Origin of the sequence: Scandinavium goeteborgense (assembly GCF_003935895.2) — a bacterium.
In the GTDB taxonomy this organism is placed as follows: Bacteria; Pseudomonadota; Gammaproteobacteria; order Enterobacterales; family Enterobacteriaceae; genus Scandinavium; species Scandinavium goeteborgense.
In genome coordinates this window covers 3594071-3609223 of sequence record NZ_CP054058.1, presented here as the reverse complement: position 1 = coordinate 3609223, position 15153 = coordinate 3594071, and the positions used below count along the sequence as shown (strand labels likewise).

The window sequence follows — 15153 nt, the reverse complement described above, 5'->3', positions numbered from 1 at the left end:
GTAGAACACAGCAACCTTAAAACGATAAGAAGTTAGCAGGAGAGCATGTATGTTTAAGTCTTTTTTCCCTAAGCCGGGACCCTTTTTTCTCTCGGCGGCAATTTGGGCACTCATCGCCGTCATATTCTGGCAGGTAGACGGGGGTAAATGGTTGTTGCATATGGTGGGCGCTTCCGGTGATATCCCAATCAGCGCGGCACGTTTTTGGTCCCTCGACTACCTCGTGTTCTATGCCTACTACCTGGTCTGTGTGCTGGTCTTTGCGCTGTTCTGGTGTCTTTATAGCCCGCACCGCTGGCAGTACTGGTCGATTTTCGGCACCGCTCTGATAATCTTCGTGACCTGGTTCCTGGTCGAAGTGGGAGTGGCGGTCAACGCCTGGTACGCGCCGTTCTACGATCTCATTCAGACCGCGCTCTCCGCACCGCATAAAGTGAGCATCGGTCAGTTTTACCATGAAGTCGGGGTGTTCCTCGGCATTGCGCTGATTGCCGTGGTGATTGGGGTGATGAATAACTTCTTCGTCAGCCACTACGTCTTCCGCTGGCGTTCAGCGATGAACGAATACTACATGGAAAACTGGCAGCGACTGCGCCACATCGAGGGTGCTGCACAGCGTGTGCAGGAAGACACCATGCGCTTTGCATCGACGCTTGAAGACATGGGCGTCAGCTTTCTCAACGCCATCATGACCCTGATTGCCTTCCTGCCGGTGCTGGTGACGCTGTCGGCGCACGTGCCGGATCTGCCGATTGTTGGCCATCTGCCGTACGGTCTGGTGATCGCCGCGATTGTCTGGTCGTTGATGGGAACTGGCCTGTTAGCCGTGGTCGGTATCAAACTTCCGGGGCTGAATTTCAAAAACCAGCGCGTTGAAGCGGCTTACCGTAAAGAACTGGTTTATGGCGAAGATGATGCGTCTCGCGCCTCACCACCGACGGTTCGTGAATTGTTCAGCGCCGTGCGCCACAACTATTTCCGCCTCTATTTCCACTACATGTACTTCAACATCGCGCGTATTCTCTACCTTCAGGTAGACAACGTTTTCGGCCTGTTTTTACTGTTCCCGTCGATTGTTGCCGGTACGATTACGCTGGGTTTAATGACGCAGATAACCAACGTTTTCGGTCAGGTTCGCGGTTCGTTCCAGTACCTGATCAGCTCCTGGACCACGTTGGTGGAACTGATGTCAATCTACAAGCGTCTGCGCAGCTTCGAGCGTGAGCTGGATAACATGCCAGAGCAGGAAGTGACTCAATCATTTAACTAATACAGGGAAGCACGATGGCGGTTGCCGCAAAACGCAAAATTTCACCCTCACTGGGACTGCTCGCTGGCATCATTCTGGCGGGCTGTACCAGCCAGAAACCGGTGCTGAAAGAAGGCGAAAAACCGGTGGATGTTGCCGCCGTGGTTCGGCAGAAAATGCCCGCCAGCGTGAAAGACAGGGAGGCGTGGGCGCAAAGCATCGCCAAAGCCTTTGAAAGCCAAAAGCTGGCGCCGACGGAGGAAAAAGTCTGTTCGGTGCTGGCGGTCGCGCAGCAAGAGTCAAACTATCAGGCCGATCCCGCCGTGCCGGGGTTGAGCAAAATCGCCTGGCAGGAAATCGACCGCCGTGCGCAGAACGTACACGTTCCGCTTTTTTTAGTGCACACCGCGCTAAAAATCACCTCACCGAACGGGAAAACCTACAGCGAGCGGCTTGATACGGTGAAAACCGAAAAGCAGCTCAGCGCCATTTTTGATGACTTTATTGGCATGGTGCCGATGGGACAAACGCTGTTTGGCTCACTCAATCCGGTGCATACCGGCGGCCCGATGCAGGTCAGTATCGCTTTCGCTGAAGCTCACGACAGCGGATATCCGTGGAAAATGGACGGTACCGTGCGTCAGGAAGTCTTCTCGCTGCGTGGCGGCCTGTGGTTTGGCACATATCATTTGCTGAATTATCCGGCTAGCTACTCCGCACCGCTCTACCGTTTTGCTGATTTCAATGCCGGCTGGTACGCGAGCCGCAACGCCGCATTCCAGAATGCGGTCAGTAAAGCCAGCGGCGTGAAGCTGGCGCTAGACGGCGATTTGATTCGGTATGACAGCGATGAGCCGGGGAAAACAGAACTTGCGGTGCAGAAGCTGGCATCGAAACTGTCGATGAGTAACAGCGAAATTCATCAGCAGTTGCAAAAAGGCGACAGCCAGGATTTCGAAGACACGGCGTTATACCGCGGCGTGTATAAGCTCGCGGAAGCGAAAACTGGAAAGGCGTTAGCGCGTGAAATACTGCCGGGGATCCAACTGGAGAGCCCGAAGATCACGCGTAATCTGACAACCGCATGGTTTGCAAAACGCGTCGATGATCGTCGGGCCAGCTGCATGGCGTTGGGTCAGAAATAACGACGCCAGCGCATGATGAGGGTGACTACGCCAAGGATGGCGCTGCCTGCCAGGAAAGGAACCAGTCCAAACAACGTCCCAACGGCAAACCCCATTTCGATGTGAGGGCGGCCGCTATCCTGAATTTGCATCAGATGTTCGAACACGCCAGGCGCATGTACCAGCATGTTTAGCAGCTGCGCGCCCGCCCAGAAACAGAACAGGACGAACAGCGCGTACGCGATATTACCTGGTGTGGAGGATTCCTTTTTTTTCCCGGCAATGATGGCTCTGGGTAAGGTGAACTCAGTCATAACGACCTCCTGATACTTCATTCGCACTGAGGATCCTGGCGTTTATTCTGCTGGCAGATGCCAGTTGGGTTCCAGTAAGTGTGACAGTAGAAGCCGATTGTCAATATCAGATTCGTGGTAATTTCAGTTGGGGAAGGGTCTTATTTTTGGCTTTTTCAGGCTAAGTCACAAAGGTGTGCCCTAAGTGAAACTGAAAGGATGTTAAATATTTGCTAAGTACCGCGCAGACGGCAACGTGGGAATGTGCGAGTATGCTTTTTTCTTTTGCGGAGTCGTTATGAAACTGCCTGATAAAATCCGCCGCGACTGGCATTACTATGCGTTTGCCATCGGCCTGATTTTTATACTCAACGGTGTGGTCGGGCTGTTGGGCTTTGAAGCGAAGGGTTGGCAAACTTATGCCGTTGGGATGGTGACCTGGGTTATCAGTTTCTGGCTGGCGGGGTTTATTATTCGCCGTCGTCCTGCGCAAGAAGAAGAGCAAACCGAAGCATAAACCGGGCAGCGCCAATGCCGCCCGGCACAATGAAAACTATCCGATCATGGTGGTCTTCAGCGCCGCATTGGCCTGATGACGCTCCAGCGCCAGTTCAATCAGGCGAGTAATCAGGCTGGTGTAATCCAGGCCGCTCGCCTGCCAAAGCTTTGGATACATGCTGATGTTAGTGAAGCCAGGCAGCGTATTGATTTCGTTAATGATGACTTCATTTTCCGCCGTCAGGAACACGTCCACCCTTGCCATGCCGCTACAGCCCAGGGCCTGATAGGCATCAATCGCCGTCTGGCGAATTTTCTCGTTCACAGCAGGGTCGATAGCCGCAGGCACCACCACTTTAGCCCCAACGTCATCAATGTATTTGGTGTCGTAGGCATAGAACTCGCTGTTCAGGACAATTTCACCGCAGGTGCTGGCCTGTGGTTCGTCATTACCGAGTACCGCACATTCAATTTCGCGCCCGTTAATGCCGGTTTCAACCACCACTTTGCTGTCGAATTCGAACGCCAGCGCGACGGCTTGCTGATACTGCTCTTCGCTTTTCACTTTGCTGACGCCAACGGATGAACCCTGGTTAGCCGGTTTCACAAACATCGGCAGTCCCAGTTTTTCTTTCATGTCGGCAAAACTGAATTTATTACGGTTGGAACGGGTCAACGTCACGAAGGGCGCAATCGCCAGCCCGGCATCGCGCAGCAGGCGCTTGGTGACGTCTTTATCCATACAGGCGGCGGAACTCAGCACATCGGAGCCGACAAACGGCAAATTCGCCATGCGCAGCATCCCTTGCAGGGAACCATCTTCACCGAGCGTACCGTGAACAATAGGGAAAATTACGTCGATGGAGGGCAGCGGCTGACCGGTTCTAGCGTTGATCAACTGCTCTGAGGATTTGCCGGGGATCTGAGCCAGCGTGATGTCGGAAGGGCGCAGAGCGATTCGGGCTGGATCCTGCGCATTCAGCAGATAGCGACTGGCGTCGTTAATATGCCATTCACCCTGCTTATCAATGCCCAGCAGCACCACGTCAAAACGCGTTTTATCCATCGCTTCGACAATGTTCTTTGCCGACTGCAAAGAGACTTCATGCTCCGCCGATTTACCGCCAAAGACGACCCCAACCCGCAACTTAGCCATTTCACCATCCATCCACAGAAAATACAAAGCCGATACCATAGCACGTCATTCCGGGGGCTTCTGCCATAATCTTAGTTTTCAGCATCGGGAGAAATAATGAGAGGGAAAGGGATCCTTGGGCTTCTGATTATTGTGGCGGCAGGGTATTTGGGATACCGCTTTTTGCCGCCGCATTTCAACCCGTTTGCGCCGCTGTCACTTGACGATCCGCCGGGGCGCGTCACACAGTTTAAGCTCAAACGCTTGCCGGCAGAGCAGTGTCCGGTGCTATTGGCGCAGGCCAATCGGCGTGGCTGGATTAGTACGAAATCGATGGCCGACAGCGCAGGGCCATGCCCGTTGCACAGCGCGGTCAGCGTGGCGAATTTTGGTGACGTCAGGCTGAGTCAACGTTTTGTGGCGAGCTGTCCGCTGGCGCTCAGCAGCGCGCTGTTCGTTCAGCAGCAGGCGAAACCGCTCGCCCAGCAGATGCTCGGCAGCGAACTGCGACAAATTGACCATTTGGGCAGCTTTGCCTGTCGCAATATTTATCATCGGGAGAACGCCCGGCTGAGCGAGCACGCCACTGCCGACGCGCTGGATATCAGCGGGTTGCGTCTGGCCGATGGTCGGCGTATCACGGTGTTTAAAGGCTGGAAGGTGCCAGCGACGCAGCCTTACTTACGCGCGCTGCTGTCTGCCAGTTGTCAGTATTACGGCAACGGCCTGGGCCCGGATTATAACGCCGCTCACGCCAACCACTTTCATCTAGGAATGCGCGGTTATGGCCTCTGTCGATGAGCATAACCCACTGCGAATAGGGGTATTTTTCGTGATATTTATCACACAATTGCGTATTGAAAAAATTAAATACCAAACTCCCGGGCAGCGCATCTCACGCCATACACGCAGACGACGCACTTGCTATGCTGGGCAATACACCCCGAAAACGAATGAAAACGCGTAGTTATGGAATCCTGGAAGGTTAATCTCATTTCCGTCTGGTTTGGCTGCTTCTTCACCGGTCTCGCTATTAGTCAAATCCTGCCTTTTTTACCGCTGTATGTCTCCCAGCTTGGGGTGACGTCGCACGAAGCCCTGTCGATGTGGTCCGGGCTCACTTTTAGCGTCACGTTCCTTGTGTCAGCCATTGTCTCGCCAATGTGGGGCAGCCTTGCGGACCGTAAAGGCCGCAAGCTGATGCTGCTGCGTGCTTCCCTCGGGATGGCGATTGCGATCCTGCTGCAGGCCTTTGCCACCAACGTCTGGCAGCTATTCATTCTGCGCGCCATCATGGGTTTAACGTCCGGCTATATACCGAATGCGATGGCGCTGGTGGCCTCGCAAGTGCCGCGCGATCGCAGCGGTTGGGCATTGAGCACATTGTCGACCGCGCAAATCAGCGGCGTGATTGGCGGGCCGCTGCTCGGCGGTTTTCTTGCCGACCACGTTGGCCTGCGCGCGGTGTTTTTCATCACCGCCATTCTGTTGATGGTCAGCTTTTTAGTGACGCTGTTTCTGATTAAAGAAGGTGCACGGCCGGTCGTCAGCAAAGCGGACAGGCTCAGCGGCAAAGCGGTGTTTGCTTCACTCACCTATCCGGGCCTGGTTATCAGCCTGTTTTTCACCACGCTTGTTATTCAGTTGTGTAACGGTTCGATTGGCCCAATTCTGGCGCTGTTTATCAAATCGATGGAGCCGCAAAGCAATAACATCGCATTTCTGGCCGGGATGATTGCCGCGGTGCCGGGAATTTCTGCGCTGATTTCTGCCCCCCGACTGGGGAAACTCGGTGACCGCATCGGGGCGCATCGTATATTACTGGCCACGCTTTTCTGTGCGGTGGTGATGTTCTTTGCGATGTCATATGTCACCACGCCATTCCAGCTCGGTGTATTGCGTTTCCTGCTCGGCTTTGCCGACGGCGCGATGTTACCCGCCGTTCAGACGCTGCTGCTTAAATATTCCAGCGACCAGGTTACCGGCCGCATCTTCGGCTATAACCAGTCGTTTATGTATTTAGGCAACGTGGTCGGCCCGCTGATCGGTGCCTCGGTGTCGGCAATGGCCGGTTTCCGCTGGGTCTTTGTTGCCACGGCGATAGTTGTGCTGATAAACCTTATTCAACTCGCCATTATGTTGCGCCGCCGCCAGCGTATTGCGGTGAATTAAACGAATAACTCTCAGGGGGTAGGATATTATTTATTCTATCCCCCTTAATTTTGGTGGGATAAACCGAGGAGAGAAACGTTTCGCTAATAATTCAATTTGCATAATTGGGAATTTATAAAATAATTCTTATACCGGCTATGCATTACGGATCATCGGTGCTACCGTCTCAGGCATTCTCATAAGGAAGTCTCGCCATGAAAAATCTGATTGCAGAATTGTTGGTAAAGCTTGCGGAAAAGGAAGAAGAATCAAAGGAGTTAGTGGTTCAGGTAGAAGCGCTGGAAATTGTGGTCACTGCGCTCTTACGCCATATGCGACAGCCGGAGCAGCAGGCGTTAATCACCGATATTGAATCTGCCCTGGATGAAGCAAAACCAGAGCTTGAGGTCCCCGCTCACGATGCCGAATTACTGCATCAATATATAAAAAAGCTATTACGGCATCCGCGTAATTAAGGCGCATGCCGTATTGTACAGCGGCGGCTCATCCGCAGTCGTCGCTAATGCATTATTTAACTCCTCAGTATTTCCTTATCCCTCTGCGCTATTTTTCTGCCTTTAAGGTGGTTTTTTTCGTGTCAGCGACCAGACTTACTAAGATCCCCTCATAGAAGGATGGTGCAATGAAAATAACATTACTGGTTACCCTACTGTTCGGTCTGGTGTTTCTCACAACGGTGGGAGCAGCAGAAAAAACGATGACCCCGCAACAACAGCGAATGACGACCTGCAACCAGCAGGCCACATCGAAAACCCTGAAAGGCGATGCCCGAAAAACCTATATGAGTGACTGCCTGAAAAACAGCAGCTCAAAACCGGCAGAGAAAAGCCTGACGCCGCAGCAGCAGAAAATGCGGGAATGTAATTCCACGGCGACTCAACAATCGCTGAAAGGTGACGATCGTAATAAATTCATGAGTGCGTGTCTGAAGAAAACCGGCTAATGCAGAGGTAAAAAGCGGGTGAGCCGCTAGCGCGATTCACCCGTTATCATCAGGATTTACTGAGCTTTTCTGATTTTGCCATGCAGCTGACCATCGCTTCGATAACGGCGGAGCGGAAACCTTTCTCCTCCAGTACGCGAACCGCTTCAATGGTAGTGCCGCCCGGCGAGCAGACCATATCTTTCAGTGCACCCGGATGCATACCGGTTTCCAGCACCATTTTGGCCGAGCCCATCACCGCCTGCGCAGCGAATTTATAGGCCTGCGCGCGCGGCATACCGCCCAGCACGGCGGCGTCAGCCATCGCTTCGATAAACATAAAGACATAGGCTGGCGCTGAACCGCTGACACCGACGACCGGGTGAATCATCGGCTCGGCAATGACTTCGGCCTCACCGAAGCAGCGGAAAATCGACACCACATCGGCGACATCCTCGCTGGTCACCAGCGCGTTCGGCGTAATGGACGTCATACCCGCATTCACCAGCGATGGGGTATTTGGCATGGCGCGAACAATTTTGCGATCGTGGCCCAGAGCCTGCGCGAGTTGGTCAAGGGTAACGCCCGCGGCAATAGAAACCACCACGGTATCTTTGTTGAAGCTGGATGTCACATCGCTTAGTACTTTGGTCATAATGCCCGGCTTCACGGCACCGAAGACGATGTCCGCCACGTGGGCAACTTCCTGGGCGCTTTCGGCAGCGTTAATGCCGTATTGATCGTGCAAGGCGGCGACTTTATCCGGCGATGGCGTGTAAACCCAAATCTGAGTGGGCTGTACCTGGCCGCTGGCGATCAGGCCACCAAGAATGGCCTTACCCATATTACCGCAGCCGATGAAACCGATTTTCTTATCCATTCTGTCTCTCTCTCAGCGTTTTTCTGATAATGCGTATTAGCTTAACATCTTGTGACTATGCCCGAAGTAGAAAGCAGGCGACAATACCCCGGTTATTTTATTCAGGAGTGAGTATGGCGATTTGGGTGGACGCGGATGCGTGTCCGAATGTGATTAAAGAGATCCTGTTCCGCGCGGCGGACAGAACACAAACGCCGGTTACGCTGGTGGCTAACCAGAATCTGCGCGTACCGCCTTCACGGTTTATCCGTTCGATGCGTGTTCCGGCTGGTTTCGACGTAGCGGATAACGAAATTGTGCGTCAGTGCCAGCCGGGTGATTTAGTGATTACCGCTGACATTCCTCTGGCGGCAGAAGTGCTGGCCAAAGGCGGCGCGGCACTGAATCCGCGCGGTGAGCGTTACAGCGACGCCACCATTCGCGAGCGTCTGACCATGCGTGATTTCATGGATACGCTGCGGTCCAGCGGGATCCAGACCGGCGGCCCGGACACGTTTTCGCAGCGTGACCGCCAGCAGTTCGCCGCTGAGCTCGACAAATGGCTGCTGGCGGTTCAACGCGGACAGAACTAAGTCCAGCTGTCGTCATCACCGCCAAAGTCGTCGTTATTGAAATCATCGTTAGTGAAATCAGCATTGCTCCAGTCGTCGCTTCCGCTATTGGCGGCGTAGTCGGTGCCATCATCCGGCAGAAACTGAGCGTCGCTGGCCTGATTCAGGTCATCCGTCGCCGCCGGGGCAGGGGCTTCATCGATGATGTTCACAATCTCCTGCGGATGCGTGCCGGAGAACATGTTGGTCAGCATATTGCCGAGGACGACGCCACCTGCAACGCCCGCGGCGGTTTGCAGGGCACCGGCCATAAAGCCGCCGCCGCTGCGCCCTTGGGTATAGTTCTGAGCCTGAGGGGGCGCATAACCGGCCTGCGATGGTGCAGAACGCGCATAAATCTGCGCGCCAGGAATCGGGTCGCTGACCTGTGGCTGCGACTGACCGCCGCCAAACAGCCCTGCGAGGAACCCGCCGCTGTTTTGTTTCGTGGACTGAAGCTGAGCAACATGGCTCTCAAGCGCTTGAATACGTTCGTTCAGCTGCTTAATGGCGGCTTCCTGAATCAGGATCGTCTGTGCCATATAGTACGGAGCGGCAGGCTGAGCCTGAACATGTTGCGCAATGATGCCCTCGGCGGTAGCATCGCGCGGCGCGCTTTGCGCTTCAGCCTGTTGCAGACGCGAAAAGAGTCCGTCAATAAGCCGTTGTTCTTCAGATTGCATGGGTCACTCCTCGATAAGACGAACGGTACAGTGCTTAGTGTGTCTGAAACAGTGGCACTGTAAATATACGGTACGTAAACCTATGCATAAATGTGTTACCTTTTGCAGCCTGACAGGGGTTGTCAAACTGTCGCCCTTTCATGTAAGGTTGCCGCAACACTCAATGACACTATTTCTTTACACTCTCATTCCGCCCGATAGCCAATAATAATAGCCAAGACGTTGGGATTTGGAACGAAGCTGTAACTATTATTTTACACTTACTTGCGTACTAGTTTGGTGATATTATCGTCGACTCACCAGTACGACTTGCCACACCGCAGTACCAGGGGGATTTTCAGTGATAACACAGCCTATTTTTCTTATTGGCGCCCGCGGCTGCGGTAAAACCACGGTCGGGCAGAAACTCGCCGAGGCTTGTCATTTTGATTTCATCGATACCGACGTTACTCTTCAAGAGCGTGCGCAACAGAGCATCGCCGATATTGTGGCGAAAGAAGGCTGGCCTGCCTTTCGTGCGCTTGAGACCCAAACCCTGCAATCCGTCACCGCGCCGCAGTCCGTCATTGCTACCGGCGGAGGGGTCATTTTGGCGCCGGTCAACCGTGAATTTCTGCGCGAGAACGGGATTGTTATTTATCTGAAAGCACCCGTTGCGGTGCTCGCCGGGCGTCTGGAAGCTTTTCCGGAAGAGTCTCAGCGACCTACGCTGACCGGTAAACCAATCAGTGAAGAAGTGCGTGAGATTCTGGCGCAGCGTGATGCACTGTACCGTGAAACGGCACATTTCACGGTGGACGCCGCCTGTGAACCTGATGATGTTGTGGCGCAAATTCTGGTGGCGATCGCCTCCGTTCAACCGACCACCGTTGCGGTAAATTCTGCAACCGCTGACTAGCGCCTATACTTAACGCTCTGAACCGAAAGAGGAAGAGCTATGCCGTCAAATCCCCCATATCCACGTGAAGCCCGTGTTGTCCCCGTCGAGAAGGGCGATCCGGGCCAGTCGGTAACCTGGTATCAGCTGCGTGCCGATCACCCGAAACCCGATTCGCTGATCAGCGAACATCCCACCGAAGCGGAAGCTGTCGACGCCAAACGGCGTTACGAAGACCCCGATAAGTCCTAATTCAGCCTGAAGTTGCGCAACGCCTGCGATGAGCGGGCGTAAATCACACTTTTTAGCTAAAATTAATGTTAATAAAAAGTTAAGCTCAAGTAATTACTGGAGTGCACTGACGCTATCTGGAATCTTTACAAACGCCCGCAGAAGGGAGCTGCTACGCTTCTGAACGGTTGTTTTTTTAGCCATCCAGGGGGCTGTCATTCAGCAGTGAGCCTAAGTCGAAGCTGTGATTGTCGTGATAAAAGGTAAATAACATGAGTGCGACTTTGGCGATCCTGACCATCGGTGTGGTACCGATGCGTGAGGTATTGCCGTTATTAACAGAGCACATCAGGGAAGATCAAATTACCCATGTCAGTTTGGTGGGAAAAATGACCCGAGAAGCGGTCATGGAAGAATACGCCGCAGAGCCAGGAGAAGAAGTTCTTATCACTCTCCTGAATGATAACCAACTGGCGGAAGTCTCACGCAAGAAGGTCGAGCGTGATTTGCAATCGGTGGTCGAAGTGCTGGATAACCAGAACTACGACGTCATTTTGTTCATGAGCACCGCGCCTGTGAGTGGGCTTGTGGCTCGGAATGCGATTCTTATTGAACCACAGCGTATTATTCCTCCGTTGGTGAGTTCCATCATCGACAGTCATCAGGTTGGGGTCATCGTACCGATCCCGGAACTGATGAAAAACCAACGCGCCAAATGGCAGACCTTAAAGAATGAGCCGCGTTACGCGCTGGCGAATCCCATTCATGGCACTGAAGATGAGCTGATCGCGGCCGGAAAGCAGTTGCTGAGCGAGGGCGCGGACGTGCTGATGCTTGACTGCCTGGGATTCAATCAGCGGCATCGCGATTTGTTACAGAAGACATTGGATGTCCCGGTTCTGCTGTCGAACGTGCTGGTCGCAAGGCTGGTGGCAGAACTGCTTATTTAATGCGTGACAGCGTGCGGTTGCGCCCCCTATATTGGATTTGTACACAACGACGAAACGAATAAGGGTCTGTTTATGCTTCAAAGCAATGAGTACTTTTCCGGGAAAGTGAAGTCCATCGGTTTTACAAGCAGCAGTACTGGCCGCGCGAGCGTAGGCGTCATGGCTGAAGGGGAATATACCTTTGGGACGGCAGAGCCTGAAGAAATGACCGTCGTGAGCGGGGCGCTACACGTTCTGCTGCCGGGTGAAACGGAGTGGAAAACCTATACTGCCGGGCAGGTATTTAACGTGCCGGGTCACAGCGAATTTCATCTGCAAGTTGCAGAACCTACATCCTATCTGTGCCGTTACCTGTAAAAAATAAGCCTTCCTGTTTGCACAGGAAGGCTCTTGCTTATCGCTGAGCTTCGCCGCCCAGACCTTCCACCAGATTCGCCACCAGCGCAGCCAGTTCTCCGGTCATCAGGATAAAGTCGGCATCGAAACGCTGATCGTAATTCTCGCGTTCAATGTCTTCGTTCTGATCACGCAGTTCGTCGCAGAACTTCAGACGTTTGATCGACCCATCATCGCAGACCATAAACTGAATGCGTTGTTGCCAGTCGAGCGCCAGTTTGGTCACGACTTTCCCGGCTTCAATGTGCACCGCAATTTCGTCGCTGACCAGATCCTGCTTTTTCGCGCGGATGACGCCGCCGTCTTCGAGGATCGCTTTCAGCTCCGCTTCATCAAGCAGCTGGAAGCCCTGCGCCACGTTACCGGAGCGTACCCATTCGGTCAGCGTCAGCTCAATGGGATTTTCCAGCGCCAGCGGAACCACCGGCAGCGAGCCGAGGGTTTTACGCAGCAGCGCGAGGGTGTCTTCACCTTTTTTCGCACTGGCACAATCGACCATGATCAACCCGTTGACGGTGTCGATCCACAGCATTGTCTGGCTGAAACGGCTGAAAGCGCGAGGCAGCAGCGAGTGCAGCACTTCATCTTTCAGGGAATCTTTTTCGGTCTTCTTGAGCTTACGGCCCTGATCGGCTTCCAGCTTGAGGATCTTCGCTTCCAGAGACTGTTTCACTACCGACGACGGCAGGATCTTCTCTTCTTTACGGGCGCAGACCAGGATCTGCCCATTGGCCTCATGCGTGAAAGCATCACTGTGCGATCCCATCGGCGAGACCCAACCGGTTTTTGCCATATCCTGGCTGCCGCAAGGGGTAAATGCCAGCGAGGCTAACTGTTTTTCCATCTCATCTGCACGCAAAGTAATGTCGCGGCTAAGACGGTAAACCATTAAATTTTTGAACCACAGCATGATAATTTCCACGGCTTTGTCGTTAAATGCAGCGGGCATGATAGCGAATTGTCACTATGCTTGCATTGTTAATCAGGCACCGGGGAGGCATCTGTGCGAATAGGAATAGACTTGGGTGGTACTAAAACAGAGGTCATTGCGTTGAGTGACCAGGGCGAGCAACTGTATCGTCATCGTCTGCCGACGCCGCGCGATGACTATCAGCAGACGATTGAAACCATTGCCACGCTGGTCGGGTTGGCAGAGAAGGAAACCGGGCAGACCGGCACCGTGGGCATGGGCATTCCAGGCTCCATCTCGCCGTATACCGGGGTGGTGAAAAACGCGAATTCAACCTGGCTCAACGGGCAGCCTTTCGATAAAGATCTCAGCAAGCGGCTGAATCGCGAAGTGCGACTGGCGAACGACGCCAACTGTCTGGCGGTGTCAGAAGCCATCGACGGTGCGGCGGCAGGGGCGCAAACCGTTTATGCGGTGATTATTGGCACTGGCTGCGGCGCGGGCATTGCGCTCGGCGGCAGGGCGCATATTGGCGGTAACGGCACCGCGGGCGAGTGGGGCCATAATCCACTGCCGTGGATGGACGAAGACGAACTGCGTTACCGGGCAGAAGTGCCGTGCTACTGCGGCAAACAGGGGTGTATTGAAACCTTTATCTCCGGCACCGGTTTTGCGACGGATTATCATCGTCTGAGCGGGCAGCCGTTAAAAGGCAGTGAAATCATGCGTCTGGTTGAAGAACATGATGCGGTGGCTGAACTGGCGCTGAGTCGCTATGAACTGCGATTGGCGAAATCCCTGGCTCACGTGGTGAATATTCTGGATCCGGACGTGATTGTGCTCGGTGGCGGCATGAGTAACGTCGAGCGGCTGTATAAAACGGTGCCGGGACTGGTGAAGAATTTTGTCTTTGGCGGTGAGTGTGAAACGCCGATTCGTAAAGCGGTGCATGGCGATTCCAGCGGCGTACGTGGCGCCGCATGGTTGTGGCCGCTTTAATCAGGCTGCCCTGGTCAACAGGGCAGAACTCAGATAGAGGAGAAGGCAGGCACGGGCTTGAGTTTCAAGCGTGCATACAGCAGCAGCGAGGACATCGCGAAAAATGACAAAAGGGCTGCGGGCAGCGCCACATAGTTGTAGGCAAAACCCGCCGTCAGCATCAATCCGCCACAGTAAGCGCCGACTGCGCTCCCAAGATTAAAGGCCATTTGTCCCCCGGCCGCACCCAGCATTTCGCCTCCTTTCGCATTTTGCAGCAGCAAAATTTGCAATGGCGCAGAGAGTGCAAAAAGACCCATACAGCAGATAAATGTCAGACCGAGCGACGTGAATTGGCCACCGCCAAATAAGAACAGCAAGCCCAGCGAAAGCGCAATCACCAAATCCGTCACGATGGCGATACTGAGCGGTGAGAATTTTCCGGACAGGCGACCGCTAAGAAGATTGCCCGACACCATTCCCAGCCCCGCCAGCATCATAATCACCGTCATTTTCCCTTCGGAAAAACCGGCGACCGTCATCATGAATGGCTTGATGTAACTAAACCATGCGAAGACACCGGCATTGCCAAAGAGCGTCGCCGCGAAGATAAACCAGGGGGCGGGTGATTTCAGAAAGTGAAACTGATTGCGCAGTTTGGTTTGGGCGTTATCGGTGATATTTGGCACCCAAAAGGCAACTGAGGCCATCACGGCGATATTAAACATGGCGATCAATAAAAAGGTGTAGCGCCAGCTAAATTCCTGGCTAAGCCAGGTGCCAAGCGGCACGCCGAGCAGGTTCGCGATGGTCATTCCACTGATCATGCCCGCGACGGCTGACGTCACTTTGCCGGGGCTGGCGAGCTTTGACAATATAATTGCACCGACGCCAAAAAAGGCACCGTGAGGAAAACCGGAGACCATCCGGCCCACCGCGAGCATCCAGTAAGATGAGGATAAGGTGAATATCGCGTTACCGACCAGGCACAGTATCACCAGAAAAAGCAGGATATGCTTGAGTGAAAAACGTTTGGAAAACAGGGCAATAACCGGCGCACCTATCACCACGCCGAACGCATACCAGGAGATCATATGGCCGGCCATGGGGATCGAAATCCCTACGTTGCTGGCAAGTTCCGTCAGCACGCCCATAATTCCAAACTCAGCCATGCCCAGGCCGAACGTGCCTAACGCTAAAGATAAAATGACTTTTTTCATGCTGACCTGTTGCGAGGAAATGCGCCCGGAACATCAGGCCGCGTA

Annotated in this window: 19 protein-coding genes; 13 read left to right on the top strand and 6 right to left on the bottom strand. The window is 53.8% G+C overall.

Annotated features, from left to right (window positions below):
• The first annotated feature begins 49 nt into the window (after positions 1-49).
• Together sbmA and A8O29_RS18125 are read left to right on the top strand one after the other, a co-directional pair.
• Positions 50-1270, top strand: a complete 1221-nt coding sequence (gene sbmA, locus A8O29_RS18130) for a peptide antibiotic transporter SbmA (protein WP_125355321.1) — start codon at positions 50-52, stop codon at positions 1268-1270.
• A 14-nt stretch (positions 1271-1284) separates the two neighbouring features.
• The gene (locus tag A8O29_RS18125) at positions 1285-2394 is read left to right on the top strand and encodes a DUF1615 domain-containing protein (RefSeq protein ID WP_174081390.1); all 1110 of its coding nucleotides are present in this window, start codon (positions 1285-1287) and stop codon (positions 2392-2394) included.
• Here the strand turns inward: A8O29_RS18125 and A8O29_RS18120 are convergent.
• Positions 2385-2687 (bottom strand): DUF2755 family protein, encoded by a 303-nt coding sequence (locus A8O29_RS18120; RefSeq protein WP_133461725.1) that lies wholly within the window; start codon positions 2685-2687, stop codon positions 2385-2387. The two genes, A8O29_RS18125 and A8O29_RS18120, sit on opposite strands and share 10 nt — an antisense overlap.
• Positions 2688-2964: 277 nt before the next feature.
• On the opposite strand from A8O29_RS18120, the gene A8O29_RS18115 reads away from it, so the two are divergent.
• The gene (locus A8O29_RS18115; RefSeq protein ID WP_110511545.1) at positions 2965-3183 is read left to right on the top strand and encodes a DUF2754 domain-containing protein; all 219 of its coding nucleotides are present in this window, start codon (positions 2965-2967) and stop codon (positions 3181-3183) included.
• Between the two features lie 36 nt (positions 3184-3219).
• Here A8O29_RS18115 and ddlA read toward each other — a convergent pair whose 3' ends face one another.
• Positions 3220-4320, bottom strand: coding sequence for a D-alanine--D-alanine ligase (gene ddlA, locus A8O29_RS18110; RefSeq protein WP_125355323.1), 1101 nt, complete (start codon positions 4318-4320; stop codon positions 3220-3222).
• Positions 4321-4416: 96 nt separating this feature from the next.
• Between ddlA and A8O29_RS18105 the strand changes: the two genes are divergently transcribed.
• From A8O29_RS18105 to psiF, 4 genes are all read left to right on the top strand, one after another.
• Positions 4417-5100, top strand: a complete 684-nt coding sequence (locus tag A8O29_RS18105) for an extensin-like domain-containing protein (RefSeq protein ID WP_125355324.1) — start codon at positions 4417-4419, stop codon at positions 5098-5100.
• Positions 5101-5268: 168 nt separating this feature from the next.
• Entirely contained in the window at positions 5269-6471 is a 1203-nt protein-coding gene (locus A8O29_RS18100; RefSeq protein ID WP_125355325.1) for a multidrug efflux MFS transporter, read from the top strand.
• A 194-nt stretch (positions 6472-6665) separates the two neighbouring features.
• Entirely contained in the window at positions 6666-6926 is a 261-nt protein-coding gene (gene iraP, locus A8O29_RS18095) for an anti-adapter protein IraP (RefSeq protein WP_125355326.1), read from the top strand.
• 167 nt (positions 6927-7093) lie between these two features.
• A complete protein-coding gene (psiF, locus tag A8O29_RS18090; RefSeq protein ID WP_125355327.1) occupies positions 7094-7414 on the top strand; it encodes a phosphate starvation-inducible protein PsiF in 321 nt (106 codons plus the stop codon).
• Between the two features lie 49 nt (positions 7415-7463).
• Here the strand turns inward: psiF and proC are convergent, their stop codons facing one another.
• On the bottom strand, positions 7464-8273 hold the full coding sequence (proC, locus tag A8O29_RS18085; RefSeq protein WP_125355328.1) for a pyrroline-5-carboxylate reductase: 810 nt from the start codon (positions 8271-8273) through the stop codon (positions 7464-7466).
• Positions 8274-8386: 113 nt separating this feature from the next.
• Here proC and A8O29_RS18080 point away from each other — a divergent pair, with 113 nt between their 5' ends.
• Positions 8387-8845 carry a YaiI/YqxD family protein gene (locus tag A8O29_RS18080; RefSeq protein WP_125355329.1) on the top strand — a complete coding sequence of 153 codons (459 nt, stop codon included), beginning with the start codon at positions 8387-8389 and terminating at the stop codon, positions 8843-8845.
• On the opposite strand, the gene A8O29_RS18075 is transcribed toward A8O29_RS18080, so the two are convergent.
• Positions 8842-9546: a DUF2076 domain-containing protein gene (locus tag A8O29_RS18075; protein WP_125355330.1), complete on the bottom strand. Its 705-nt coding sequence runs from the start codon at positions 9544-9546 to the stop codon at positions 8842-8844. The two genes, A8O29_RS18080 and A8O29_RS18075, sit on opposite strands and share 4 nt — an antisense overlap.
• Before the next feature lie 343 nt (positions 9547-9889).
• On the opposite strand from A8O29_RS18075, the gene aroL reads away from it, so the two are divergent.
• The 4 genes from aroL to ppnP all read left to right on the top strand — a co-directional run bounded on the left by aroL (position 9890) and on the right by ppnP (position 11961).
• Positions 9890-10444 (top strand): shikimate kinase AroL, encoded by a 555-nt coding sequence (gene aroL / locus A8O29_RS18070; protein WP_125355351.1) that lies wholly within the window; start codon positions 9890-9892, stop codon positions 10442-10444.
• Positions 10445-10483: 39 nt separating this feature from the next.
• A complete protein-coding gene (gene yaiA / locus A8O29_RS18065) occupies positions 10484-10675 on the top strand; it encodes a protein YaiA (RefSeq protein ID WP_125355331.1) in 192 nt (63 codons plus the stop codon).
• A gap of 251 nt (positions 10676-10926) precedes the next feature.
• The gene (locus A8O29_RS18060) at positions 10927-11604 is read left to right on the top strand and encodes an AroM family protein (protein WP_125355332.1); all 678 of its coding nucleotides are present in this window, start codon (positions 10927-10929) and stop codon (positions 11602-11604) included.
• 72 nt (positions 11605-11676) lie between these two features.
• Entirely contained in the window at positions 11677-11961 is a 285-nt protein-coding gene (gene ppnP, locus A8O29_RS18055) for a pyrimidine/purine nucleoside phosphorylase (protein ID WP_110511635.1), read from the top strand.
• A gap of 37 nt (positions 11962-11998) precedes the next feature.
• Here the strand turns inward: ppnP and rdgC are convergent, their stop codons facing one another.
• On the bottom strand, positions 11999-12910 hold the full coding sequence (gene rdgC, locus A8O29_RS18050) for a recombination-associated protein RdgC (RefSeq protein WP_110511634.1): 912 nt from the start codon (positions 12908-12910) through the stop codon (positions 11999-12001).
• A gap of 93 nt (positions 12911-13003) precedes the next feature.
• Between rdgC and mak the strand changes: the two genes are divergently transcribed.
• Positions 13004-13909 carry a fructokinase gene (gene mak, locus A8O29_RS18045; protein WP_125355333.1) on the top strand — a complete coding sequence of 302 codons (906 nt, stop codon included), beginning with the start codon at positions 13004-13006 and terminating at the stop codon, positions 13907-13909.
• A gap of 29 nt (positions 13910-13938) precedes the next feature.
• Here the strand turns inward: mak and araJ are convergent, their stop codons facing one another.
• Complete coding sequence (araJ, locus tag A8O29_RS18040; RefSeq protein WP_125355334.1) at positions 13939-15108, bottom strand: MFS transporter AraJ; 1170 nt, start codon at positions 15106-15108, stop codon at positions 13939-13941.
• Between the last annotated feature and the right edge of the window lie 45 nt (positions 15109-15153).